This window comes from Streptomyces durocortorensis (genome assembly GCF_016901035.1).
Taxonomy (GTDB): domain Bacteria; phylum Actinomycetota; class Actinomycetes; order Streptomycetales; family Streptomycetaceae; genus Streptomyces; species Streptomyces durocortorensis.
Genome location: NZ_JAFEUF010000106.1, coordinates 1 through 23,044, shown reverse-complemented (window position 1 = coordinate 23,044; position 23,044 = coordinate 1). Strand labels below are relative to the sequence as shown.

Here is a 23,044-nt window from a genome sequence, read left to right as displayed (position 1 = left end):
CGCCGCCCCGCCGCGGGCCCGCCGCCGGGTGACCCGTAAGGTCACCGCTCCGGCAGGCTCGCCCACCGGGTCGGACGACACGGAGATCGTCGTGGTCGCCCCGGCGGCCGAGGCGAAGGCTCCGGAGTCCGAGGACCGGGCGCCCGAGGCGGCCGCGGACTCCACCGCCGCGACGGAATCCGCGTCCGCGGAGGCCGCCCCGGCCAAGAAGACGGCCCGCAAGGCCGCCGTCAAGAAGGCCCCGGCGAAGAAGGCGGCGGCCAAGAAGACCGCTGCGAAGAAGACCGCCACCAAGAAGACGACGGCGAAGACGACCGCGAAGAAGGCGACGAAGAAGACCGTCGCCGCCGAGCAGTCGTCGGCTTCGGTGAGCGCCTCCACCGGTTCCGGGGACGGTGAGCCCTCGGCCGGCTGACGGCCGTCCGGCACCCTCCCGACCGACGCGGACGTCCCGCCCCGAGCACTTCGGGGCGGGACGTCCGCGTTTCCGGCCACGGCGCCCCGGCCGGTCGGCGGCTTCGCTCCCACCCGACAGATGTCCGATGTGTCATGATTTGACGCATCCCTGGGGGGTGAATCCCAGGGGCTCGCCAGCGGTGCACCCGCCGAGGAGGACGTCGATGACGAGCATCAACGAGCAGCTGGTTCCCGTGGCCTCACCCGTCATCGGAGAGGCCGAGATCGACGCCGTGGTCCAGGTGCTGCGCAGCGGACGCGTCGTCCAGGGGCCCGAGGTCGCCGCCTTCGAGGAGCGCTTCTCCGCCCTCGTGGACGGGCGGACCTGCGTCGCCGTCAACTCCGGCACCTCCGCCCTCCACCTGCTGCTCCTGGCCCTGGGCATCGGCAGAGGGGACGAGGTCGTCGTCCCCTCGTTCTCCTTCGCGGCCTCCGCGAACGCGGTCCGCCTGACCGGGGCCGACGTCGTGTTCGCCGACATCGAGCCGGCCGGCTTCGGGCTCGACCCGGCGGCCGTCGAGGCCGCGATCACCCCGCGTACGGCCGCGATCATGCCCGTACACCTCTACGGCCATCCGGCGGCGATGGACCGGATCATGACCGTGGCCGAGCGGCGCGGGCTCGCGGTCGTCGAGGACGCGTGCCAGGCGCACACCGCAGCCCTGCACGGAACGCCGGTCGGGGCGTTCGGCGCGGGCGGCGCCTTCAGCTTCTACCCGACCAAGAACATGCACTCCCTCGAAGGCGGCATGGTCACCACGGCCGACGCCGAAGTCGCCCGCACCGTGCGCCTGTTGCGCAACCAGGGTATGGAGCAGCGGTACGCCAACGAGATCGTCGGCGCCAACATGCGGATGACCGACGTGTCCGCCGCCGTCGGCCGCGTACAGCTCGGCAAGGTCGAGGCCTGGACCGAGCGGCGGCGCGCCAACGCCGCGTACCTCGACGCCCGCATCACGGCCCCGGCCGTCACCACGCCGCCGGTGGCCGAGGGCGCCCGGCACGTCTACCACCAGTACACCGTGCGGATCAGGGGCGACCGGGACGCCGCGATGGCGCGGCTCACCGCGGCGGGCATCGGCAACGCCGTCTACTACCCGACCCCGATCCACCGCCTCAAGCCCTACTGGGAGCCCGACCAGAAGGCGGGCCGCACCTGGGACCTGCCGGAGACCGACAGAGCCGCCGCCGAGGTCGTGTCGCTGCCCGTCCACCCCTCGCTCACCGTGGGCGACCTGGAGCGCGTCGCCACCGCCGTGAACACCCTGGGGGAGAAGCCGTGACCGCCGCACTGAAGGCCGGGCTCATCGGCCTCGGCTCCATGGGCCGACACCACGCCCGGGTGCTCATGGCCCTGGAGGGCGTCGACCTGGTCGGTGTCGTCGATCCGATGGGCGACAAGAACGGCTGGGCCCAGGGCGCTCCCGTGCTGCCGGACGTCGAGCAGCTCCTCGACCTGGGCATCGACTACGCCGTCGTCGCCTGCCCGACCGGACTCCACGAGGAGATCGGACTGCGGCTGGCCGACGCGGGCGTCTGCGTGCTGATCGAGAAGCCGCTCGCCGACTCCGTCGAGGGCGCTCTGCGGCTCGTGCACGCCTTCGAGTCACGGAACCTCGTCGCGGGCGTGGGCCACATCGAGCGGTGCAACCCCGCCCTGCGCTCCCTGCGGGACCGGCTGCAGAGCGGTGAACTCGGCGACCTGTATCAGATCGTGACCCGGCGTCAGGGCCCCTTCCCGCACCGCATCGCCGACGTCGGCGTGGTCAAGGACCTGGCCACCCACGACATCGACCTCACGGCGTGGATGACCGGCCGGAGCTACGTGTCGATCGCGGCCCACACCGTGTCGAAGTCCGGCCGCCCCTACGAGGACATGGTTAGCGCGGTGGGCCGGCTCTCCGACGGGACCATGGTCAACCACCTGGTCAACTGGCTGAGCCCGCTCAAGGAGCGGTTCACCTCCGTCACCGGCGAGCGGGGCTGCCTCATCGCCGACACGCTGACGGCCGACCTGACGTTCTACTCGAACGCCTCCGTCGCCACCGAGTGGGAGGCCCTGCGCGCGTTCCGCGGGGTCTCCGAGGGGGACATGATCCGCTACGCCATCCCCAAGCGTGAGCCGCTGCTCGTCGAGCACGAACTCTTCCGGGACGCCGTGCAGGGCCTCTCCGCCGACATCTGCACCCTGCGGCAGGGGCTGCGCACCGTGGAGGTGGCCGCCTCCCTGCTCGACTCGGCCAGGAGCGGCCGCACCGTCGTCTTCGAGCGGGAGGAAACGATTCCACGTGGCGCTTGACCCTCAGCCCTCAGCCCCGGCACCTGCCCCGGCCCCCGCAGGCAGACCCCGCGGGAAGATCGTCATGCTCGTCGACAACGCGGTGAAGGGGGACTCCCGGGTCCAGAAAGAGGCCCGGTCCGCCGCGGCGTCGGGCTGGGACGTCGTCCTCCTCGGCAAGTCGCCGAACCGGAAGGCGCAGAGCTGGCAGCTGGGGGAGGCCCGGGTCCGGCTGCTGCCCGTGGCGACACCGTTGCACCGCCGCCGGCACGAGTACCGCCGGGCGGTCCTCCGCGCGCCGCTCGCCTACCCGCCGGGCCCTCTGGCCGAGTACCGCAAGCAGCGGATGAAGGCCTGGCGGGCGGAGCTGAACCTGCGGGTCATCGAGGCGGGGCGCAGCGGTTCCGGGGCGGCCGCGACGCGACTGCTGCCGGCCCGCGTGCTCTCCCGGGGCATGGGGCGGTGGGTCCGCCTGCGGGCCCGGCACACCGCGGCGCTGGAGCGGCGCCGCAAGGACATGGACACCCCGCTCGACCGCTTCACCACGGCCTTCTGGGTGCGGGCGATGGGCGAACGGGCCTGGCGGCGGCTCGACCCCGGGCTGTGGGACCTGGAGCTGGCGTACGGGAAGGTCATCGACGCCCTGGAGCCCGACCTGATCCACGCCAACGACTTCCGGATGCTCGGCGTGGGCGCGCGCGCCAAACTGCGGGCCGAGGCCAAGGGGCGCACCGTCCGGCTCGTCTGGGACGCGCACGAGTTCCTGCCCGGCATCAAGCCGTGGAGCCCGCACCCGCGCTGGCACGTCGCCCAGTGCGCCCACGAGCGGGAGCACGCCAAGTACGCCGACGCCGTCACGACCGTCTCGGCCTCGTTGGCGAAGATGCTGGCCGAGCACCACGGTCTGAGCGACCTTCCGGACGTCGTGCTCAACTGCCCCGACACGGTGATCGCCCCTGACCGGGCCGCCGAGCCGGTGCCCGACCTGCGGGCCCTGTGCGGCATCGGACCGGAGGTGCCGCTCGCGGTCTACAGCGGTTCGGCGGCTCCGCAGCGGGGTCTGGACATCATGGTCGAGGCGCTGCCCCGCCTGCCGGAGTCCCACGCGGCGTTCATCGTGCCCCGCGCGGGCTCGCCGTACATGCAGTCGCTCAAGGCGCGGGCGACGGTGCTCGGCGTCCGCGACCGGGTGCACATCCTCCCGTACGTGCCGCACGACCAGGTGGTCCGTCATCTGGCCGCTGCGGACGTCGGGGTCATCCCGATCCACCACTGGCCGAACCACGAGATCGCCCTGATCACCAAGTTCTTCGAGTACTCCCACGCCCGGCTGCCGCTGGTCGTCAGCGATGTCCGGACGATGGCGGCGACGGTCACCGCCACCGGCCAGGGCGAGGTGTTCACGGCCGAGGACGTCGAGGACTACGTACGGGCGATGACCGCCGTCCTCGCCGATCCCCGGCGCTACCGCGACGCCTACGCACGGCGGGACCTGCTCGCGGAATGGACCTGGGAGGCGCAGGCGGCCGTCCTGGACGGCGTGTACTCCCGGCTCGTCGAAGGCGCCCCGGCCCCCGCCGGGCGACGGATGACCAAGGTCGCTCCGTGACCGGACCGCCGGAGGCCACCGTGACCGGACCGTCCGACGTCACGGGGATCCGGCCGCCCGATGTCACCGTGATCGTGGCCGTCTACAACACGATGCCCTACCTGACGGAGTGCCTGAACTCCCTGGTGGCGCAGAGCATCGGGCTGGACCGCCTCGAAGTGATCGCGGTCGACGACGGCTCGACGGACGGCAGCGGGCCGGAACTCGACCGGTTCGCCGCGACGTACCCGGACACGGTCACGGTGCTGCACCAGGCCAACTCCGGCGGTCCGGCCGCCCCGAGCAACCGCGCCCTGGAACGGGCGACGGGCCGGTTCGTCTTCTTCGTCGGCTCCGACGACCGGCTGGGGGATCAGGCCCTGGAGCGGCTGGTGGCGTACGCCGACGAGCACGGGTCGGACATCGTCGTCGGCAGGGCGGTCGGGGTCAACGGGCGCTACGTGCACCAGAAGCTGTACGAGCACAACGCCCCCGACATCAGCCTCTACGACTCGTCGCTGCCGTTCACGCTGGCCAACACCAAGCTCTTCCGGCGCTCGCTGGTGGAGGAGTACGGCCTGCGCTTCCCCGAGGACCTGCCGGTCGGCAGCGATCAGCCCTTCACCATCGAGGCGTGCGTTCGGGCCCGCCGGATCTCCGTGCTCGCCGACTACATCTGCTACTACGCGGTCAAGCGGGGCGACGCGAGCAACATCACCTACCGGGCCGACCATCTCAGCCGGCTGCGGTGCACCGCCCGCATCATGGCGCACGCGGCCGGTCTCGTGGAGGCGGGCCCGCGGCGGGACGCGCTGCTGTCCCGGCACTTCACCTGGGAGCTCTCCAAGCTCCTGCTGGCCGACTTCCCGGCCCTGCCCGCGGTGACCAGGAAGAGCCTGTGCGAGGGGATCGCGGAGCTGCTGGACGCCTACTACACCGACGCGCTGCGTGACGGTACGGGGGTATGCAGACGGGTGCGGTTCGGTCTGGCCCGCCAGGGGGCCGTGGACGCCCTGAGCCGGGCCATCGCGGACGAGACCCGGCAGGGAGCCCCGCCCTTCCTGCTGGAGGGCGACCGGGCCTTCGCTCTCTATCCGGGGTTCCGGGACCTCGCCGTCGGGCTGGACGACCGGTACTACGAAGTCCTCGGCGAGACCGTCGCGGGCCGGCTCGCGGCGGGGACCGTGTTCGAGTCGGCGGACTGGGAACAGCACGGCGAGGACCTCGGTATCACCGTCCGGCTGCGCCTGAAGGTCACCGGCGACACCTCCTCGGTGACGGTCGCCCTGGCCCAGGGCGCGATGCCGCAGAGCGCGGACCGGCCGGGCGCCCGCAGGCTGGGGCCGAAGCAGCCACGCCCCTCGTCGCCCGGCGACCTCACCGCGACGGAGGCGGCACAGGACGGACCCGGCACCCGCGTCCTGGCCCGCCTCCCGGTGGCCGCGGCCAAGGCCAAGAAGGGGGCCCGGGTCTACCTCGACGTCGCCGGGCGGACCTACGAGATCCCGGTACGGACCCAGGGGCGGCCCATGCCGCTGGCCCGCCGGTGGGGCGAGGCCGAGCCCCACCGGGTCGCGGCCTGGCCCAACTCCAAGGGCAGGCTCGTGATCACGACGGCTCCGCTGACGGAGCGCGGGGGATGGGGGACACGGCTGTCGAGAGCGCTGCGATCGCTGGGATCGCTGGGATCAGAGAGAAAATCGCTGGGATCCGAGAGGAAGCGGAGCGGATGAACATCTGTGTGGTCGCCCTGGGCAAGATCGGGCTCCCGCTCGCCGTGCAGTTCGCCGCCAAGGGCCACACGGTGATCGGCGCGGACACCGACGAGCGGGTCGTCTCCCTCGTGAACGCGGCCACCGAGCCCTTCCCCGGCGAGGAAGGGCTCGGCGAGCGGCTGCGGGAGGCGGTCGGAGCGGGCCGGCTCTCGGCCACCACCGACACCACGGCCGCGGTCGCCGCGTCCGACGCCGTCGTGATCGTCGTCCCGCTCTTCGTGGACGCCGAGGGCGTCCCCGACTTCGGCTGGATGGACGCCGCCACCAAGTCCGTCGCCGCCGGGCTGCGGCCCGGCACCCTGGTCAGCTACGAGACCACCCTGCCCGTGGGCACCACCCGCACCCGCTGGGCGCCGATGCTGGCCGAGGGCTCCGGACTGAGCGCCGGGACGGACTTCTCCCTGGTCTTCTCGCCGGAGCGGGTCCTCACCGGCCGGGTCTTCGCCGATCTGCGCCGCTACCCCAAGCTGGTCGGCGGCGTCGACCCGGAGTCCGCCCGGCGCGGAGTCGCCTTCTACGCATCCGTGCTCGACTTCGACGACCGCGACGACCTGCCCCGCCCCAACGGCGTCTGGGACCTGGGCCCGGCGGAGGCCTCCGAGCTGGCGAAGCTCGCCGAGACGACCTACCGGGACGTCAACATCGCGCTGGCCAACCAGTTCGCCCGCTTCGCCGACCGCCGCGACATCGACGTCGAGCAGGTCATCGAGGCGTGCAACAGCCAGCCCTACAGCCACATCCACCGGCCGGGCATCGCCGTCGGCGGGCACTGCATCCCGGTCTATCCGCAGATGTACCTGTGGAACGACCCGGAGGCGACGGTGGTCCGCGCAGCCCGCCAGGCCAACGCCGCCATGCCCGCGTACGCCGTCGACCTGCTGGCGGCCGCCTACGGCGACCTGAGCGGCGTGGGAGTGCTGGTCCTGGGCGCCGCCTACCGGGGCGGCGTCAAGGAGACCGCCTTCTCGGGCGTCTTCGGCGTGGTCGAGGCGCTGCGGGCACGCGGCGCCGTGCCGTTCGTCTCGGACCCCCTGTACGGCCCCGACGAGCTGAGGGCACTGGGACTGGTCCCGCACGAGGGCCAGACCGTCACCGCGGCGATCGTCCAGGCCGACCACGCCGAGTACCGCGAGCTCTCGGCGGACGTCCTGCCGGACGTGCGCGTGCTGGTCGACGGACGCCGTACGACCGACCCCGACCCCTGGCCGGGGGTGCGGAGGATCGTCATCGGCGGGTGAGCCGGGGGCGACCGGTCCTCACCCCGTCTGTTCGGTGAGGACCTCGTCCGTCTCCGTGTAGCGGGCCCCGGTCGCCGGGCACTCCCACTCCCCGGGTGCGCCCTCCCGGGGAACCAGCCGTACGCCGGTCCGTCCGACCCAGCCGATCCGACGGGCCGGCACCCCCACCACCAGCGCGAAGTCCGGGACGTCCCGGGTCACGACGGCACCGGCCGCGACCATCGCCCACGCCCCGATCCGGACCGGGGCGACACAGACCGCCCGTGCCCCGAGCGACGCGCCCTCCGCGACCGTGACCCCCACCGGCTCCCAGTCGCCGCCGCGCCGCTGCCGGCCGTCGGGGTCGACCGACCGCGGGTTGTGGTCGTTGGTGAGCACCACCGCCGGGCCCACGAAGACCCCGTCCGCCAGCTCGGCCGGCTCGTAGACGAGGGCGAAGTTCTGCAGCTTCACGTTGTCGCCGATCCGCACGCCGGCGCCGACGTAGGCCCCCCGGCCGACCACACAGTGCTCGCCGAGCCGCGCCCCCTCACGGATCTGGGCCAGCTCCCAGACGCTGCTGCCCGCTCCGACGACGGCACTCTCGTCGACCTGGGCGGTCGGCTGCACTCGGTAGTCCACGTTCGACGCCTTCCGGAGAGGGTTCTCCGCGAAACTCTACGGTTTGACCCCCACACCCCCGCCCCGTAACCTTGACCCTCGGTGTGTTTCCTTAACGCGCCTACCCCTGAGCACATCCCTCCCGGTAACGGTCGGTGTTCGCGCCGTCCGCCAGGAGAGGCCGCTCATCCTTCCGGATCGTCCCGGGCCCCGGCCCGTGCGAGCGGCTGGCATCAGGGGATCCGTTCCGAGCGAGAGAGAGATCCGCGTGTACGCCATCGTGCGCAGCGGTGGTCGCCAGCACAAGGTTGCTGTCGGCGACATCGTTGAGGTTGACAAGATTTCCACTGCCAAGGTTGGCGACACGGTCGAGCTCTCGACCCTGCTCGTTGTCGACGGTGACTCGGTCACCAGCGACCCGTGGGTGCTGGACGGCATCAAGGTCACGGCCGAGATCGTGGACCACCACAAGGGCGCGAAGATCGACATCCTTCGCTACAAGAACAAGACCGGCTACCGCCGTCGCCAGGGTCACCGCCAGCAGTACACGGCGATCAAGGTCACCGGTATCCCCGCGGCTGCGAAGTAAGGGACTGAGAACACATGGCACACAAGAAGGGCGCATCGTCCACTCGGAACGGGCGCGACTCCAATGCTCAGCGGCTCGGCGTGAAGCGCTTCGGCGGTCAGGCCGTCAACGCCGGTGAGATCCTGGTCCGCCAGCGCGGCACCCACTTCCACCCCGGCGCGGGCGTCGGCCGTGGCGGCGACGACACGCTGTTCGCGCTGACCGCCGGTGCGGTGGAGTTCGGCACGCACCGCGGCCGCAAGGTCGTGAACATCGTTCCGCTCGCCGTCTGATCCTTCTCAGCGCGCGCAGAACGACACACAGCACCTTCCGAGGGCGGATCTCAGCTTTCCCGGCGAACGGGGAAGCGGGTCCGCCCTCGGCGTGTTACGACAGAGACAATTCCGTATTTCCCTGCTGTACCTGGAGGCACCAACCATGACCACCTTCGTGGACCGCGTCGAGCTGCATGCCGCCGCGGGTAACGGAGGCCACGGCTGCGCCTCCGTCCACCGTGAGAAGTTCAAGCCGCTGGGAGGCCCCGACGGGGGCAACGGCGGACGCGGCGGCGATGTGATCCTCGTCGTCGAGCAGTCCGTGACCACGCTGCTCGACTACCACCACAGCCCCCACCGCAAGGCCACCAACGGCCAGCCCGGCGCCGGCGACAACCGCTCCGGCAAGGACGGCCAGGACCTGGTCCTGCCCGTGCCGGACGGCACCGTGGTCCTCGACAAGGCCGGGAACGTGCTCGCCGACCTCGTCGGCCAGGGCACCACCTTCGTGGCCGGTCAGGGCGGCCGCGGCGGCCTCGGCAACGCGGCGCTGGCCTCGGCCCGCCGCAAGGCTCCGGGCTTCGCGCTGCTCGGCGAGCCGGGCGAGAGCCGGGACATCGTCCTGGAGCTCAAGACCGTTGCCGACGTGGCCCTCGTGGGCTACCCGAGCGCGGGGAAGTCCTCGCTGATCTCGGTGCTCTCCGCGGCCAAGCCGAAGATCGCGGACTACCCGTTCACCACCCTCGTACCGAACCTCGGCGTCGTCACCGCCGGTTCGACCGTCTACACCATCGCCGACGTCCCCGGGCTCATCCCCGGCGCCAGCCAGGGCAAGGGCCTCGGCCTGGAGTTCCTGCGGCACGTCGAGCGCTGCTCGGTCCTCGTGCACGTCCTGGACACCGCGACGCTGGAGTCCGACCGCGACCCCGTCTCCGACCTCGACATCATCGAGGAGGAGCTGCGCCAGTACGGCGGCCTGGAGAACCGGCCCCGCATCGTCGCCCTGAACAAGGTCGACATCCCGGACGGCCAGGACCTCGCCGACATGATCCGCCCCGACCTGGAGGCCCGCGGCTACCAGGTCTTCGAGGTCTCCGCCATCGCGCACAAGGGCCTCAAGGAGCTGAGCTTCGCGCTCGCCGGGATCATCGCCGAGGCGCGCGCGTCCAAGCCCAAGGAGGAGGCGACCCGCATCGTCATCCGCCCCAAGGCCGTCGACGACGCGGGCTTCACCGTCACCCTGGACGACGAGGGCATCTACCGGGTGCGCGGCGAGAAGCCCGAGCGCTGGGTGCGCCAGACCGACTTCAACAACGACGAGGCCGTCGGCTACCTCGCCGACCGGCTCAACCGCCTCGGTGTCGAGGACTCCCTGATGAAGGCGGGCGCCCGGGCCGGCGACGGCGTCGCGATCGGCCCCGAGGAGAACGCGGTCGTCTTCGACTGGGAGCCGACCGTGAGCGCCGGCGCCGAGATGCTCGGCCGCCGCGGCGAGGACCACCGCCTGGAGGAGCCGCGCCCCGCCGCGCAGCGCCGCCGGGACCGCGACGCCGAACGCGACGACGCGGAGAAGGAGTACGACGAGTTCGACCCCTTCTAGGGGTACCGGTTCCAGGGGTACCGGGAAATTCGGTCCCTTCCAGGGCTGTCGGCAAAGGAGTTGCCCCCTTCCGAAGGGGGCGGGCTCCCGGCCGCGGCCCCCGGCCCGTCTCTCCGGAGGCGGGCCGTCCGGTAGCCTCGGGGCCGGGCGTCGGCGGTTTCCGCCGGTCACACCGGGTGCACGCGCTGCTCATGTGCCGATTGCGCAACACATCTGTGGGGTCGGTCACCCCGCGCAACACCCCGGTACCGCCCAACTTCCCTGGCCAGAGGGTGAACTGCGGGCATCCGCAGGGCGAGCGACGGACGACGTCCACCTTGCGAGACGGTCACGGAGAGTGCGACCATCACACTGTTCCCCCTGTCATAGCAAGGTAGGTCGTCTGTGTCTGTGCCGCATGAAGCCAAGCCCCGGACCACAGCGGTCGTGCTCGCCGGTGGGACCGGCCAGCGCGTCGGCCTGTCGATCCCCAAGCAGTTGCTGAAGATCGCCGGCAAGGCCGTCATCGAGCACACGCTGACCATCTTCGAGAACGCCGAGGGCATCGACGACGTCATCGTGCTGATGGCGCCCGGGTTCGTCCCCGACGTCGAGAAGATCGTCGCGAAGGCCGGACTGTCCAAGGTCACGCGGATCATTGAGGGCGGCACCACCCGCAACGAGACCACCGAGCGCGCCATCACGGCCCTCGGAGAGGGCCTCGCCGAGGGCGAGGACCGCAACGTCCTCTTCCATGACGCGGTCCGCCCCCTGCTGTCACAGCGTGTGATCACGGACTGCGTCGACGCGCTGGAGCGCTACCAGGCTGTCGACGTCGCCATCCCGTCCGCGGACACGATCATCGTGACCCGTACGCACGGTGAGGACGGCGAGTTCATCACCGACGTGCCCGACCGCTCCCGGCTGCGCCGCGGCCAGACGCCGCAGGCCTTCAAGCTCTCCACGATCCGCAGGGCGTACGAGGTCGCGGCGGGAGACCCCAACTTCCAGGCCACCGACGACTGTTCCGTGGTCCTCAAGTACCTCCCCGACGTGCCGATCTACGTGGTCGCGGGCGACGAGTACAACATGAAGGTGACCCAGCCGGTCGACGTCTTCATCACCGACAAGCTCTTCCAGCTGGCCTCCACCGCCGCCCCGCGCCAGGCCGACGAGGCCGCCTACCGGGAGCTGCTCACGGGCAAGACCCTGGTGGTCTTCGGCGGTTCGTACGGCATCGGCGCCGACATCGCGGCCCTCGCCGAGAGCTACGGCGCGAAGGTCTACGCGCTGGGCCGCTCCACCACCGGGACGCACGTGGAGAACCCGGAGCACGTGGACGACGCGCTCTCCAAGGCGTACGCCGAGACCGGGCGGGTCGACTACGTCATCAACACCGCGGGCGTGCTGCGGATCGGCAAGCTGGCCGAGACCGACAACACGACCATCCAGGAAGCGCTGAACGTCAACTACCTGGCCCCCGTCCAGATCGCCCGCGCCTCGTACAAGTACCTGGCCGAGACCCAGGGCCAGTTGCTGCTCTACACCTCCAGCAGCTACACCCGGGGCCGTGCCGAGTACAGCCTCTACTCCTCCACCAAGGCCGCCATGGTCAACCTGACCCAGGCGCTCGCCGACGAGTGGGCGGGCGAGGGCATCCGGGTCAACTGCGTGAACCCGGAGCGCACTGCGACCCCGATGCGCACCAAGGCGTTCGGCCAGGAGCCCGAGGGCTCGCTGCTCTCCTCGGAGGCCGTGGCGCGCACCTCGCTGGACGTCCTGCTCTCCGAGCTGACCGGTCACGTCATCGACGTACGGCAGCAGGACCCGACGGCCGGAGCCGCCGAGTCCTCCGGCTTCGAGCAGGCTCTGGCCTCGGTGCTGGACCGTCAGTCAGATGTGTAATAATTCTTGACAAATGAGCTTTTCGGGCCTCTGTGATCACCTTTCCGTGAGCACAGAGGCCCGAATGCGTGAGAACGCATCCTTTTATTTCCCGCTATAGGTGAATTAACCGGCACCCCTCTCTGGAGCAGGTTCTTCGTGATTTCGACAGCTATTCGCCTGGCCCGCGTGGGCAACGGGTCTGAGCTGGCGGCAGCGTTGCTGATGGGGTTGGGATACCCCTGCGTCATGCTCGCCGCGCTTCTCCCCAACATCTGGTTCTTCGCGGCGGCCGCGGCCGTCACGTATGTTGCGGACTGGTATCTGCACCAGCGGGGGAGTTACCTGATCAACCGGCTCGGCAAAGTGCGCGCCGGCCTGTCGATCCGCTTTCTGCTCCGCCAGTTGATGGTGATCCTGCTCCTCGCGCGACTGGATCTCGCGGAAGAGCCGCTCTTCTACGCGGCGGTGGCAGGATTCCTGCTCTTCTACGCGCTCCAGGCCCCGCACGGGGCGCTCACCACGCTGATCCGGCTGCGCCGCACGATGCCGGTCGTCACGCGCAACGTCGACCTGAGCGCCGTCCGCATCCCCGACGCCCCTCCGCAGCTGCTGCTGCGGCGGTCCGCCGAGAAGATGCTCCACCTGGACATTCCCGCGGTCGCCGGTGTGCTGATCGCGGCCGGGACGGGCGTGGACGGGATCGGCTACGCGGGCGCCGCCCTCACCCTGCTGCTGGCGCTGCTCTACCTGATCCTGCTCGCCCCGTTCGCGCGCCGCAGCCGGCTGGTTCCCCCGGCCCCCGCGGTGCTCGCCGCCGTGGACACCTGGCTGCGCTCGTACCAGCCGACGGTGGTGTTCTACTTCTCCGGCTCGAACGAGTCCGCCTACCAGGGCAACATGTGGCTGGAGACCATGAGCCGGGTCGAGGGGCGGCCGCTGATCATCATGCGGGAGCGCGGTCTCGTCCCGCAGCTCGCCGAGACCTCCGTCCCGGTGATCTGCGTCCCGGCGGGCACGCACCTGATGAACCTGGACCTCTCCACGGTCCGGGTCTGCCTCTACCCCGCGAACGTGGGCAAGAACATCCACATCCTGCGCGTTCCGACCATGAAGCACGTCTTCATCGGCCACGGCGACAGCGACAAGCTCGCCAGTGTGAACCCCTACTCCAAGGTGTACGACGAGGTGTGGACGGCGGGCCGGGCCGGCCGCGACCGCTACGCGCTGGCCGACGTGGGCGTCCGCGACGAGGACATCGTCGAGGTCGGACGCCCGCAGCTGGAGCCCATCCAGAGCTGGACGGGCACCATCCGCAACCCCATCGCCACCGTCCTCTACGCCCCCACCTGGGAGGGCTGGGACGACAACCCCGGCAACACCTCGCTGCTGCTGGCCGGCGAGAACATCGTGCGGCGGCTGCTGGCCGCGGACCCGCCGGTCCGGGTCATCTACAAGCCGCACCCCTTCACGGGCATCCGGAGCGCCAAGGCGAAGGCCGTCGACACCAGGATCACCGCCATGCTGGAGGCCGCGGCCGTGAAGCGCGCCGCTGAGCCCCGCTGGGCCGCCGAGGCCTCGGAAGCGGCGGCCGGGCAGCGCGAGGCCCGGGCCGAACTGGCGCGCATCGAGGCCCGTCTGGCCCAGCTGGAGTCCTCCGGCCGCTCCGGCGGGGACGCGGCCGAGCTGTCGAGGATCTCGCTCGCCGACCCCGCGCGGGAGGCCGAGACGACGGCCCTGCGGTCCGCGTGGAACGACGCCTACTGGCGGTCCTTCGGCTGGTGGGAGCACCGTACGGTCACCGGGGCGCAGCCTCGTCTGTACGACTGCTTCAACGAGGCCGACGCGATGGTCTCGGACATCTCCAGTGTGGTCTCCGACTTCATCGCGAGCGGCAAGCCCTACGCCGTGACCGACTCCGCGGCCCTGGGCGCGGAGGAGTTCCGGAGGCAGAACACCGCGGTGCGCGCCGCCGTGATCCTCACCAACGGGGCCGCGGAGCTCGACGAGCTGCTGGCCGCCGTGGCGGACCCCGCGGCGGACACCCAGGCCGAGGCGCGGCACGAGCTGAAGAGCTATCTGCTGGGCCCGGACGAGCCGACGTCCATGGAGCAGTTCAACGCCGCCGTGCGCGCTCTCACGGCCAAGGCCGAGGCGCGCAACGCGGGCGTCGCCCAGCGGTCCGCCGGTCAGCCGGTGGTGTCGGCGGGGCCCGACCCGGAGGACTCCTCCAGCGGTGCCGGCGACGGCGAGCAGGAGCTGTCCGACGAGGCGGCGGCCTCGGCGGACCCGGACGCGGTCGGCGCGTCCGAGCGGGATCCGGCCACGGGCGAGGAAGCCTCCCGCCTGCACTGACCCGCCGGTCTTCGGACAAGTGATCGGTGATCATCTGTCCGGAAATGAAGCAACCCCGACAGCGGCCCGTCCGTCTCTCCCAGAGGAGGGATGAACGGGTCGCTCGTCGTATGAGTGCATAAAAAGTGCATAGTCGGGCAATCTCCCCTTCGTTGTGATCCAATCGACAGGTGCAGATGGCCGACATGCCGCAGAAGAGCGATGAGCCCGATGTCAGTGTGATCATCGGGGTGTATGAAGCGATGCCCTACCTGGTGCGCTGCCTGGAGTCCGTCCAGGCGCAGACCATCGGCGCGGGCCGGATGGAGATCGTCGCGGTCGACGACGGTTCCACGGACGGCAGCGGGGAGTATCTGAAGGAGTTCGCCGCCCGCACGGACATCCCCATGAGAGTCGTCAGCCAGGAGAACTCCGGCGGGCCGAGCGGCCCCCGCAACGTCGGCCTGTGCATGGCCCGCGGACGGTACGTCTTCTTCCTGGACGCCGACGACCACTTCGGCGACGAGGCCCTGGAGCGCCTGGTCGCCATGGGGGACCGGGCCGGCACGGACGTCGTCCTCGGCAAGATCGTGGGCGTCAACCGGGGCGCGGCGAAGTCGATGTGGAAGGAGACGGTCGAGCGCGCCGATCTCTTCGACTCCAACATCAAGTTCACGCTCAGCGCCCAGAAGCTGTTCCGCCGGGACCTCCTCGTACGTCTCGGCATGTCCTTCGACGAGACGCTGCGGACAGGTGAGGACGCCCTGTTCACCATGGAGGCCTACCTCCGGGGCAACGGCGTCTCCGTCGTCGCCGACTACACCTGCTACTACCTGGTGGGCCGCGAGGACAGCAACCAGATGACCAAGAAGGGCGACTACACGCGGCGCTTCGACTCGGCCCGGGCGCTCATGGGCCTCATCGCCGAGCTCGTGCCTGCCGGGCCCCGGCGCGACGCGCTGATGGTGCGTCCCTTCGCCATCACGTTGCTGCCACAATTCGGCCCCAAACTGCTCAAGCAGAAGGAGGCCGTCCGCAAGCGGAAGATGGCCCTCGCCGCCCCGCTCGTGGAGTCCTACTGGACCCCCGGCCTCGCTCGCCGGGTCAAGGTCCACGAGCGGCTCCGGCTGATGTGCATCGCCGAGAACCGGCTCGACCTCCTGCTCGACGTCCTGCGTTTCATGAAGGCCGGCGAGGAGCCCGGGAAGGTCCGCCGGGGCAACCCGCCCAGGCTCCACCTGGCATATCCCCACTTCGGCGAGGGGGCGCCGCTCCCCGACTCCGCCTACGAGGTGACCGTGACGGAGTGGATCGGGGGCAACCGCGTCGACCCGACGCCGCCGAAGCCGTACGTCTCCTTCGCCCGCCGGGTCGTCCGCAAAGTCCGCCGGACGGCGCACGCGGCCTTCCGCGCGCCCCGGGCGCACCGCGTCTGAGACGTCACCTTCCGGCCGGGCTCCCGCCCCGGGCACACACCCGGCGGGAGCCCTCGGGGGGCGTATCGCCCTCACTCTGTGATTGGCGTCACGCCATACTGTTGGGCAACCATGAGACCGTTGTACCCGTCTCATTTACGCCCCGGTTTCCTGGGGTTCATCATCAGCACGTCCCCCCGGAAAGGCACTCTCCCGTGGCGCCCCTCGATGCGATCCCCGAAGAGCTCAGTCGGCTCATGAAGTACTTCCCCGAGACGCCGGTCGAGGAGCGCCCCGCCTTCCATCGCGCAGCCGAGAACTTCCTGTCCCAGGCCGCGCCCAAGCTGGTGCGCCAGTTCTCGCCGATGGCCCGCGTCAAATGGCACCTGGCCGCCAGCGGCCGCGGCGAGGAGCTGGGCGAACTCCTCCACTACGAGCGGGAGAACCCGGGAGCCTTCTCCGTGCGCGGCCTGAGGCGCGCACGGATCGAACTGCCCGGCGTGGAGAGCGACTCGCTGCCCCCCTCGGTGCGCAACTTCACCCGCAGCGAGCTGCCGGTGCGCAGCAAGCTCCTGGACCTCGCCTGGCGTGACGGCAAGCTCGTCGTGGGCGGTTACGCCTACATCCCCAACGCCCCCTCCGCGACGGGCAAGCGCTCGCTGCGCGTCGCCGCCCTGCGGCGCCTGGGCAGCCGGAGCACCCTGCCGCTGCGCCTGCGCACGGTCCGGGAGCCGCGCGCCACCATCGCCGCCAAGGGAGCGCTGTACAACTACGACTGGTCGGGCTTCGAGCTGGCCGTCGACCCGAGCCGCCTGCGGGTGCAGGGCAAATGGCAGCCCGCCACCTGGCGCCTCGGTATCGGCATCCCCCGCCCCGGCGGCATGTCCATCGGCAGCGTCACCAAGAACAACGCCGGCTCCGCCGGACACAGCCTGACCCGCTTCCTCGACGACGGCGTGCGCCTCGTCGCCGGCTTCGACCGCAACCGCTTGCGGATCTCGGTCGACGTGGTGCCCGCCGAGGTCGTCGGCCACGAGTCCGACGGCGAGCACCTCACCGTCACGCTGCGCTCCCGCGTCACCACCCCCGCGGGCAAGTACCCCACGGGGCTGAGGATCTCGCACGCCTCCAGCGGCTTCTCCGCCGAACTGCAGCTCCAGCAGACCGAGAGCGGAGCCGACGGCTGGCTGCGGCACACGGCCAAGCTGGCCTTCGCCGACATCCCGGTCGACCGGATCGTGCCCGGCCGCTCCTGGAAGTACAACGTCAGCATCCTCTTCGCGGACGGCACCAGCCGCCGGGCCACCATGGGCCAGAAGCTGGAGACCGGCGTGCACCCGCTGCCCGAGGGCCGGGAGTTCGCCGTGGTGACCGACGGCGTCGGCAACTTCACCCCGCAGATCCGCGTCAACATGCCGCTCGTCGACGACGTCCGGTGGAGCGCCGACGGCGAACTGGTGCTCAGCGGCGTCTACACCGGGCGCACGGACGGGATGAGGATGGTCCTGCGCCACACCACCCGTCACGAGGACCGCCCGCTGCCGGTCGAGTTCGCGGACGGACGCTTCACCGCCCGGGTCACCCCGGACACCATGCCCTCCTACGACGGAATGGTCTCGCTCCGCCAGGGGCGCTGGCTGCCCAGGCTCCGCGCCACCACCGAGTGGGACCACACCCACGACATCCCGGTCCGGATCCGGCCGGACCTGGTCGGCACCCTGCCGCTCGTCCACCAGGGAACGAACCGTACGTACACGGTCGAGCGCCTGGACTACGACCGGATCTTCATCGAGGCGGGCAGCGTCCTGCCCCCCGAGCTGCGCTCCGCCTACCACCAGCGGCTGATGAGCGACGTGACCACTCCCGAGCTGCGCAAGCTGCCGCTCTGGAACGCCGTGCTCTACAACAGCTTCGGTGGCAAGCAGTTCTCCGACTCGCCCCGCGCGATCTACGAGGAGCTGGCGCGCCGGGACTCGGACCTGGAGCACATCGTCATGGTCCGCGACGAGCAGGTCCCCCTCCCGCCCGGCGTCCGGGGCGTGGAGTGGCGCAGCGCCGAGTGGTACGAGGCGCTCGCCCGCAGCCGTTACGTGGTCACCAACGGCGGCATCAAGGACTGGTTCGTCCGCCGCGAGGACCAGGTCGTCGTCCAGACCTGGCACGGCACCCCGCTCAAGCGCATCGGGGCCGACCTGCTGGGCACGCCGAAGGCGAACCTCGCCTACATCGGGAGCCTTCCCCAGCGCTCGCGCCAGTACAACCTCTTCATCACGCCCAACGCCTTCTCCACCCCGATCATGACCAACTCCTTCCGCCTCCAGTGCGAGGTCCTGGAGGCGGGCTACCCGCGCAACGACGTCTTCCACGCCCCCGACCGCGTCAAGCGCGCCGCGGCCGTACGGGAGAAGCTCGGCATCCCCGCGGGCAAGAAGGTCGTCCTGTACGCGCCCACCTGGCGCGACGACCAGCGCTACGGCGGCCGGCGCTTCAAGCTGGACAACCAGATCGACGTCGAGGCCGCCCGCAGCGAGCTCGGCGACGACCACGTGCTGCTCTACCGCAAGCACCACAAGGTCCTCGACTCCATCCCCGGCGCCGGACAGGGCTTCGTCTACGACGTCACGTACTACCCGGACATCGCCGACCTCTACCTGATCGCCGACGTGCTGATCACGGACTACTCCTCGGTGCTGTTCGACTTCGCGCACTCCGGGCGTCCGATGCTCTTCTTCACGTACGACCTGGAGCACTACCGCGACACCCTGCGCGGCTTCTACTTCGACTTCACCTCCCGCGCCCCCGGCCCGCTGATCAAGACCTCCGAGGACCTGGTCTCCGCGATCCGGAACATCGACGCGGTGAGCGAGGAGTACAAGGAGAAGTACGCCCAGTTCCGGGTCGACTTCTGCGAGCCCTCGGACGGCCGCGCCGCCGCCCGGGTCGTCGACCGGATGCTCGCCGTCAACGACGAGCTGCAGAGCTGATCCACCGGCCGCCCTCCGGCGTCCACCGAGCGGAACGGGCAGGCGGCGGGGGCGGCCGCTCGCGTACTGTGACGTGCCGGGGGCGGTACCGGCCGACAGGCTTCGACGCCCTCGTCGGACACCGGGGCGATCCAGAGCGAGGAAGCACGTGGCAGAGCAGAGGCCGTCGCACCGCGAGTCGGCGGTGACCGGCGCCCGCAGGGTCGTCGTCAAGGTCGGCTCCTCCTCGCTCACCACCGCCTCCGGAGGCCTCGACGCCGACCGGGTCGACGCCCTCGTCGACGTCCTCGCCAAGGTCAGGGACGGCGGCGAACGCGAGGTGGTCCTCGTCTCCAGCGGAGCCATCGCCGCCGGACTCGCCCCGCTCGGCCTCGTCCGCCGGCCCAAGGACCTGGCCCGCCAGCAGGCCGCAGCCAGCGTCGGGCAGGGCCTCCTCGTGGCCCGCTACACCGCCTCGTTCGCCCGCTACGGCGTCCGCGTCGGACAGGTGCTCCTGACCGCCGACGACACCAGCCGCCGCGGCCACTACCGCAACGCCTACAGCACCCTGGACAAGCTCCTGGAGATGGGCGCGGTCCCCGTCGTCAACGAGAACGACACCGTCGCCACCGACGAGATCCGCTTCGGCGACAACGACCGGCTCGCCGCCCTCGTCGCCCACCTCGTCCACGCCGACCTGCTCGTCCTCCTCTCCGACGTGGACGGCCTCTACGACGGACCGCCCGGCACCCCCGGCGCCTCCCGCATCGCCGAGGTCACCGGCCCCGACGACCTCGCGGACGTCACCATCGGCAGCGCCGGGAAGGCGGGCGTGGGCACCGGAGGCATGGTCACCAAGGTCGAGGCCGCCAACATCGCCACCGCAGCCGGCGTCCCCGTCGTCCTCACCTCCGCCAGCCGGGCCGCCGACGCTCTCGCCGGCCGCGACACCGGCACCTACTTCCACCGCACCGGCCGCCGCTCCGCCGACCGGCTCCTGTGGCTGGCCCACGCCTCCACCCCGCAGGGCGCGCTCACCCTCGACGACGGTGCCGTACGGGCCGTGGTGGAGCGGCGCACCTCACTGCTGCCCGCCGGAATCTCCGCCGTCGAGGGCGAGTTCAGCGCCGGCGACCCGGTCGAACTACGCGACCCGCACGGCGCCCCGATCGCCCGCGGACTCGTCAACTTCGACGCGAAGGAGATCCCCCAGCTACTCGGCCGCTCCACCCGGGACCTGGCCCGTGAACTGGGCCCCGCCTACGAGCGCGAGGTCGTACACAGGGACGATCTGGTCCTTCTCACGCCGCGCCTCACCCGCTGAAACGGCTGAAAGTCCCGCTCTTCGGCAGGGACCTTCACCAAAACCACCCCACGCCCGCCTGTGGACTGGTCCACTTTGTAGTGGGGAAACAGGGGTACCGCAGAGCAACACATCACAGGAGGCCGCCGGTGAGACGAGCGCGCCCGGGGGCGCCGCCCCGAGGCACGGCCAGCCGCGCCCTGACGAGTGTCGGGGCGGGGGCGGATTTCGACCGGAATCCCCTTCCGTCGGACACCGTCGAACGGGAGCCGGTCACGACGGCGAAGGAGGAGTCCCCGCAGTCGAAGCTCTGGCACATCACGCTCAGCGTGTCGGGCACCGAGACTCCGCTCGGAGAGGTCAGACGCGGTCTGGAACAGCTCGCGCACGACCATCCCTTCCTGCTGACCAGCCGCTACGCGGGCGACCACGCGGAGATCCGCTACTGGGAAGAGGCCCGCGACCTGCACGACGCGGCCGCCGTCGCCCTGCGGCTGTGGGGCGAGCACCGCTCCAGCGCCCAGCTCCCGCCCTGGGAGATCGTCGGCCTCGAAGTCATCGACCGCGAGACCTACCACCTGCGGGTCGCCGAGGGCTACGGGCCGCCGCCCGCGGCTCCCGTGGGAGTGCACCCCTACTGACCCCCCCCGGGGTGCCCCGAGGGGCGTCCGTCCTTCGGGTCGGCCGTCTCGCATCACGGGATACGTGACGGATGCCCGCAGAGCGCGCATTACTCTGCGGGCATGACCACGCTCTCGCCCTACGACAACCTCTCCCCGGTCGCGCAGACCGCCTACCGGGCCCGCGCGGCCGCCGCCGACATCGCGCCACTTCCGCGCGCGGCCAAGGACGACGCGCTGCTGGCCATCGCCGACGCCCTGGAAGTGCGGACCGCCGAGATCGTCGAGGCCAACGCGAAGGACGTCGAGCGCGCCCGCGAGGCCGGGACGAGCGAAGGCATCATCGACCGCCTCACCCTCACCCCGGAACGCATCCGCGCCATCGCCGCCGACGTGCGGGACGTCGCGGCCCTCCCCGACCCGGTCGGCGAAGTGGTGCGCGGCTCGACCCTGCCCAACGGCATCGACCTCCGCCAGGTGCGCGTCCCGCTCGGCGTGGTCGGCATCATCTACGAGGCCCGGCCCAACGTCACCGTCGACGCCGCCGCCCTCTGCCTGAAGTCCGGCAACGCGGTCCTGCTGCGCGGCTCCTCCTCCGCCTACGCCTCCAACACCGCGCTCGTCCGCGTCCTGCGCGACGCGGTCGGCGGCTCGGGCCTCCCCGCCGACGCGGTGCAGCTCGTCCCGGGCGAGAGCCGCGACTCCGTGCGCGAGCTGATGCGGGCCCGCGGCCTGGTCGACGTCCTCATCCCGCGCGGCGGCGCCTCGTTGATCCGCACGGTCGTCGAGGAGTCCACCGTCCCCGTCATCGAGACCGGCACCGGCAACTGCCACGTCTACGTCGACGCGCAGACGGACCTGGCCATGGCGGTCGACATCCTGATCAACTCCAAGGCCCAGCGCCCCAGCGTCTGCAACGCGGCCGAGACCCTGCTCGTCCACAAGGACGTGGCGGACGCCTTCCTGCCGCTCGCCCTGGACGCCCTGGCCGAGGCCGGGGTCACCGTCCACGGCGACGAGCACGTCCTGGAGCGCGCCGAGGGGTCCAAGGCCACCGTGGTCGCGGCGACGGCGGAGGACTGGGAGACCGAATACCTCTCCTACGACATCGCGGCCGCGGTCGTCGACTCCCTGGACGCGGCGGTCGCCCACATCCGGCTCTGGTCCTCCGGCCACACCGAGGCGATCGTCACCACCTCGCAAGCGGCCGCCCGCCGGTTCACCCAGTTGGTCGATTCGACCACGGTCGCCGTGAACGCCTCCACCCGCTTCACGGACGGCGGGCAGTTCGGCTTCGGCGCCGAGATCGGCATCTCCACCCAGAAGCTGCACGCCCGCGGCCCGATGGGCCTGCCCGAGCTGACCTCGACCAAGTACATCGTCACCGGCGACGGCCACACCCGCTAGCCCCGAGTTCACCTCCTGACCTCTCCTACCTCCCCTACCTCTCTCCTGCCTCGCCCCCTCCGGCCGGCCGCCCCCGCCCGGAGGAGGGCGATCGCATGTTCCCCCGTGCCGATCCGGGGGAGTTCGCGGGGTCTCTGCCCAAAAGGTCCCGGCCCGGCTACGCTGAATCCGTGCCGGACGACGTGGGGGGCAGGCCGTTCTCTGACGGCTGGGAGCCCGACGACGACCGCGGGGGCGCGGACGAGGACTTCGCCTCCGTGGTGTTCGACGAGGACTTCGTCCGGTCGGCGCCCGTCCACGAGCCCACCGCCGTGGAGCGCCTGCTCGCCGCCGCCGAAGCCCGCGCCGAGGCCGACGCGGCCCGCGCCCGCCGCAGCCGCCGTGCCGACGACGACGCATACGGCCCCTACGGCCACTCCCGGGGCCACCACGACCCCCAGGACCTCGACTACGACCCGGACGACGGCTTCGGGGACGACAGCGACGGCCCAGGGCCCTACGGCCGTCACGGCGGCTCTCTGCGCCCCTACCGCAACTCCGCCCGCTGGCACCGGCCGGTCGCCTGGCTGCTCGCCCTGGTGATGGGCGTCGGCATGGTCTCCCTCGCCTTCACCGCGGTCTACCGGGGCGCCTCGAACAACCGCCAGGACCAGGTGCCGCCGCCCGCCAGCAGCGGTGTGGACAAGCCCGGGGCCGCCCCGTCGGCCTCCGCGGACTACTCCCGCCCCGTGGTCTCCGCCGAGCCCCGGGTGCCCTGAGCC

At 71.3% G+C, this 23,044-nt stretch carries 17 protein-coding genes and 1 pseudogene; 17 read left to right on the top strand and 1 reads right to left on the bottom strand.

All coding sequences use genetic code 11. The features are described from left to right. From JS521_RS20240 to JS521_RS20215, 6 genes and pseudogenes are all read left to right on the top strand, one after another. Positions 1 to 415, top strand: a pseudogene (locus JS521_RS20240) (ribonuclease E/G); the annotation flags it as partial. Positions 416 to 620: 205 nt separating this feature from the next. After that, positions 621 to 1,739: a DegT/DnrJ/EryC1/StrS family aminotransferase gene (locus JS521_RS20235; RefSeq protein ID WP_205084384.1), complete on the top strand. Its 1,119-nt coding sequence runs from the start codon at positions 621 to 623 to the stop codon at positions 1,737 to 1,739. Beyond that, complete coding sequence (locus JS521_RS20230; RefSeq protein WP_205084383.1) at positions 1,736 to 2,755, top strand: Gfo/Idh/MocA family protein; 1,020 nt, start codon at positions 1,736 to 1,738, stop codon at positions 2,753 to 2,755. The genes JS521_RS20235 and JS521_RS20230 overlap by 4 nt, the downstream gene beginning before the upstream one ends. A 64-nt stretch (positions 2,756 to 2,819) precedes the next feature. Further along, entirely contained in the window at positions 2,820 to 4,343 is a 1,524-nt protein-coding gene (locus tag JS521_RS20225) for a glycosyltransferase family 4 protein (RefSeq protein WP_205084382.1), read from the top strand. A 47-nt stretch (positions 4,344 to 4,390) separates the two neighbouring features. Next, positions 4,391 to 6,055: a glycosyltransferase family 2 protein gene (locus JS521_RS20220; RefSeq protein WP_205084387.1), complete on the top strand. Its 1,665-nt coding sequence runs from the start codon at positions 4,391 to 4,393 to the stop codon at positions 6,053 to 6,055. Further along, positions 6,052 to 7,335 (top strand): nucleotide sugar dehydrogenase, encoded by a 1,284-nt coding sequence (locus JS521_RS20215; RefSeq protein WP_205084381.1) that lies wholly within the window; start codon positions 6,052 to 6,054, stop codon positions 7,333 to 7,335. Before JS521_RS20220 ends, JS521_RS20215 begins: the two co-directional genes overlap by 4 nt. An 18-nt stretch (positions 7,336 to 7,353) precedes the next feature. Here the strand turns inward: JS521_RS20215 and JS521_RS20210 are convergent, their stop codons facing one another. After that, positions 7,354 to 7,956 (bottom strand): acyltransferase, encoded by a 603-nt coding sequence (locus JS521_RS20210; RefSeq protein WP_205084380.1) that lies wholly within the window; start codon positions 7,954 to 7,956, stop codon positions 7,354 to 7,356. Positions 7,957 to 8,203: 247 nt separating this feature from the next. Between JS521_RS20210 and rplU the strand changes: the two genes are divergently transcribed. From rplU to JS521_RS20155, 11 genes are all read left to right on the top strand, one after another. Further along, positions 8,204 to 8,524: a 50S ribosomal protein L21 gene (rplU, locus tag JS521_RS20205; RefSeq protein ID WP_205084379.1), complete on the top strand. Its 321-nt coding sequence runs from the start codon at positions 8,204 to 8,206 to the stop codon at positions 8,522 to 8,524. A gap of 14 nt (positions 8,525 to 8,538) precedes the next feature. After that, positions 8,539 to 8,796, top strand: coding sequence for a 50S ribosomal protein L27 (gene rpmA, locus JS521_RS20200; protein WP_006124388.1), 258 nt, complete (start codon positions 8,539 to 8,541; stop codon positions 8,794 to 8,796). Between the two features lie 145 nt (positions 8,797 to 8,941). Continuing rightward, positions 8,942 to 10,378, top strand: a complete 1,437-nt coding sequence (obgE, locus tag JS521_RS20195) for a GTPase ObgE (RefSeq protein WP_205084378.1) — start codon at positions 8,942 to 8,944, stop codon at positions 10,376 to 10,378. Positions 10,379 to 10,762: 384 nt separating this feature from the next. After that, on the top strand, positions 10,763 to 12,262 hold the full coding sequence (locus JS521_RS20190) for a bifunctional cytidylyltransferase/SDR family oxidoreductase (protein ID WP_205084377.1): 1,500 nt from the start codon (positions 10,763 to 10,765) through the stop codon (positions 12,260 to 12,262). A gap of 228 nt (positions 12,263 to 12,490) precedes the next feature. Then, positions 12,491 to 14,596, top strand: coding sequence for a hypothetical protein (locus tag JS521_RS20185; protein ID WP_205084376.1), 2,106 nt, complete (start codon positions 12,491 to 12,493; stop codon positions 14,594 to 14,596). A gap of 176 nt (positions 14,597 to 14,772) precedes the next feature. Further along, positions 14,773 to 16,011, top strand: coding sequence for a glycosyltransferase family 2 protein (locus JS521_RS20180; protein WP_205084386.1), 1,239 nt, complete (start codon positions 14,773 to 14,775; stop codon positions 16,009 to 16,011). A 194-nt stretch (positions 16,012 to 16,205) separates the two neighbouring features. Beyond that, on the top strand, positions 16,206 to 18,974 hold the full coding sequence (locus tag JS521_RS20175) for a CDP-glycerol glycerophosphotransferase family protein (protein WP_205084375.1): 2,769 nt from the start codon (positions 16,206 to 16,208) through the stop codon (positions 18,972 to 18,974). Positions 18,975 to 19,122: 148 nt separating this feature from the next. Continuing rightward, on the top strand, positions 19,123 to 20,277 hold the full coding sequence (gene proB / locus JS521_RS20170) for a glutamate 5-kinase (protein ID WP_307847926.1): 1,155 nt from the start codon (positions 19,123 to 19,125) through the stop codon (positions 20,275 to 20,277). Positions 20,278 to 20,405: 128 nt separating this feature from the next. Further along, the gene (locus tag JS521_RS20165; protein WP_205084374.1) at positions 20,406 to 20,897 is read left to right on the top strand and encodes a DUF8830 family protein; all 492 of its coding nucleotides are present in this window, start codon (positions 20,406 to 20,408) and stop codon (positions 20,895 to 20,897) included. A 102-nt stretch (positions 20,898 to 20,999) separates the two neighbouring features. After that, the gene (locus JS521_RS20160; RefSeq protein ID WP_205084373.1) at positions 21,000 to 22,283 is read left to right on the top strand and encodes a glutamate-5-semialdehyde dehydrogenase; all 1,284 of its coding nucleotides are present in this window, start codon (positions 21,000 to 21,002) and stop codon (positions 22,281 to 22,283) included. A 170-nt stretch (positions 22,284 to 22,453) separates the two neighbouring features. Continuing rightward, a complete protein-coding gene (locus JS521_RS20155) occupies positions 22,454 to 23,041 on the top strand; it encodes an SCO2584 family spore wall biosynthesis protein (RefSeq protein ID WP_205084372.1) in 588 nt (195 codons plus the stop codon). The last annotated feature ends 3 nt before the right edge of the window (positions 23,042 to 23,044 follow it).

What these genes read in the sequence shown, in the direction of transcription:
- JS521_RS20180 (WP_205084386.1), top strand. Translation starts at nt 14,773, where the DNA reads ATGGCCGACATGCCGCAGAAGAGCGATGAGCCCGATGTCAGTGTGATC.
- JS521_RS20185 (WP_205084376.1), top strand. Translation starts at nt 12,491, where the DNA reads ATGCTCGCCGCGCTTCTCCCCAACATCTGGTTCTTCGCGGCGGCCGCG.
- JS521_RS20225 (WP_205084382.1), top strand. Translation starts at nt 2,820, where the DNA reads ATGCTCGTCGACAACGCGGTGAAGGGGGACTCCCGGGTCCAGAAAGAG.
- JS521_RS20215 (WP_205084381.1), top strand. Translation starts at nt 6,052, where the DNA reads ATGAACATCTGTGTGGTCGCCCTGGGCAAGATCGGGCTCCCGCTCGCC.
- obgE (WP_205084378.1), top strand. Translation starts at nt 8,942, where the DNA reads ATGACCACCTTCGTGGACCGCGTCGAGCTGCATGCCGCCGCGGGTAAC.
- JS521_RS20235 (WP_205084384.1), top strand. Translation starts at nt 621, where the DNA reads ATGACGAGCATCAACGAGCAGCTGGTTCCCGTGGCCTCACCCGTCATC.
- JS521_RS20160 (WP_205084373.1), top strand. Translation starts at nt 21,000, where the DNA reads ATGACCACGCTCTCGCCCTACGACAACCTCTCCCCGGTCGCGCAGACC.
- rpmA (WP_006124388.1), top strand. Translation starts at nt 8,539, where the DNA reads ATGGCACACAAGAAGGGCGCATCGTCCACTCGGAACGGGCGCGACTCC.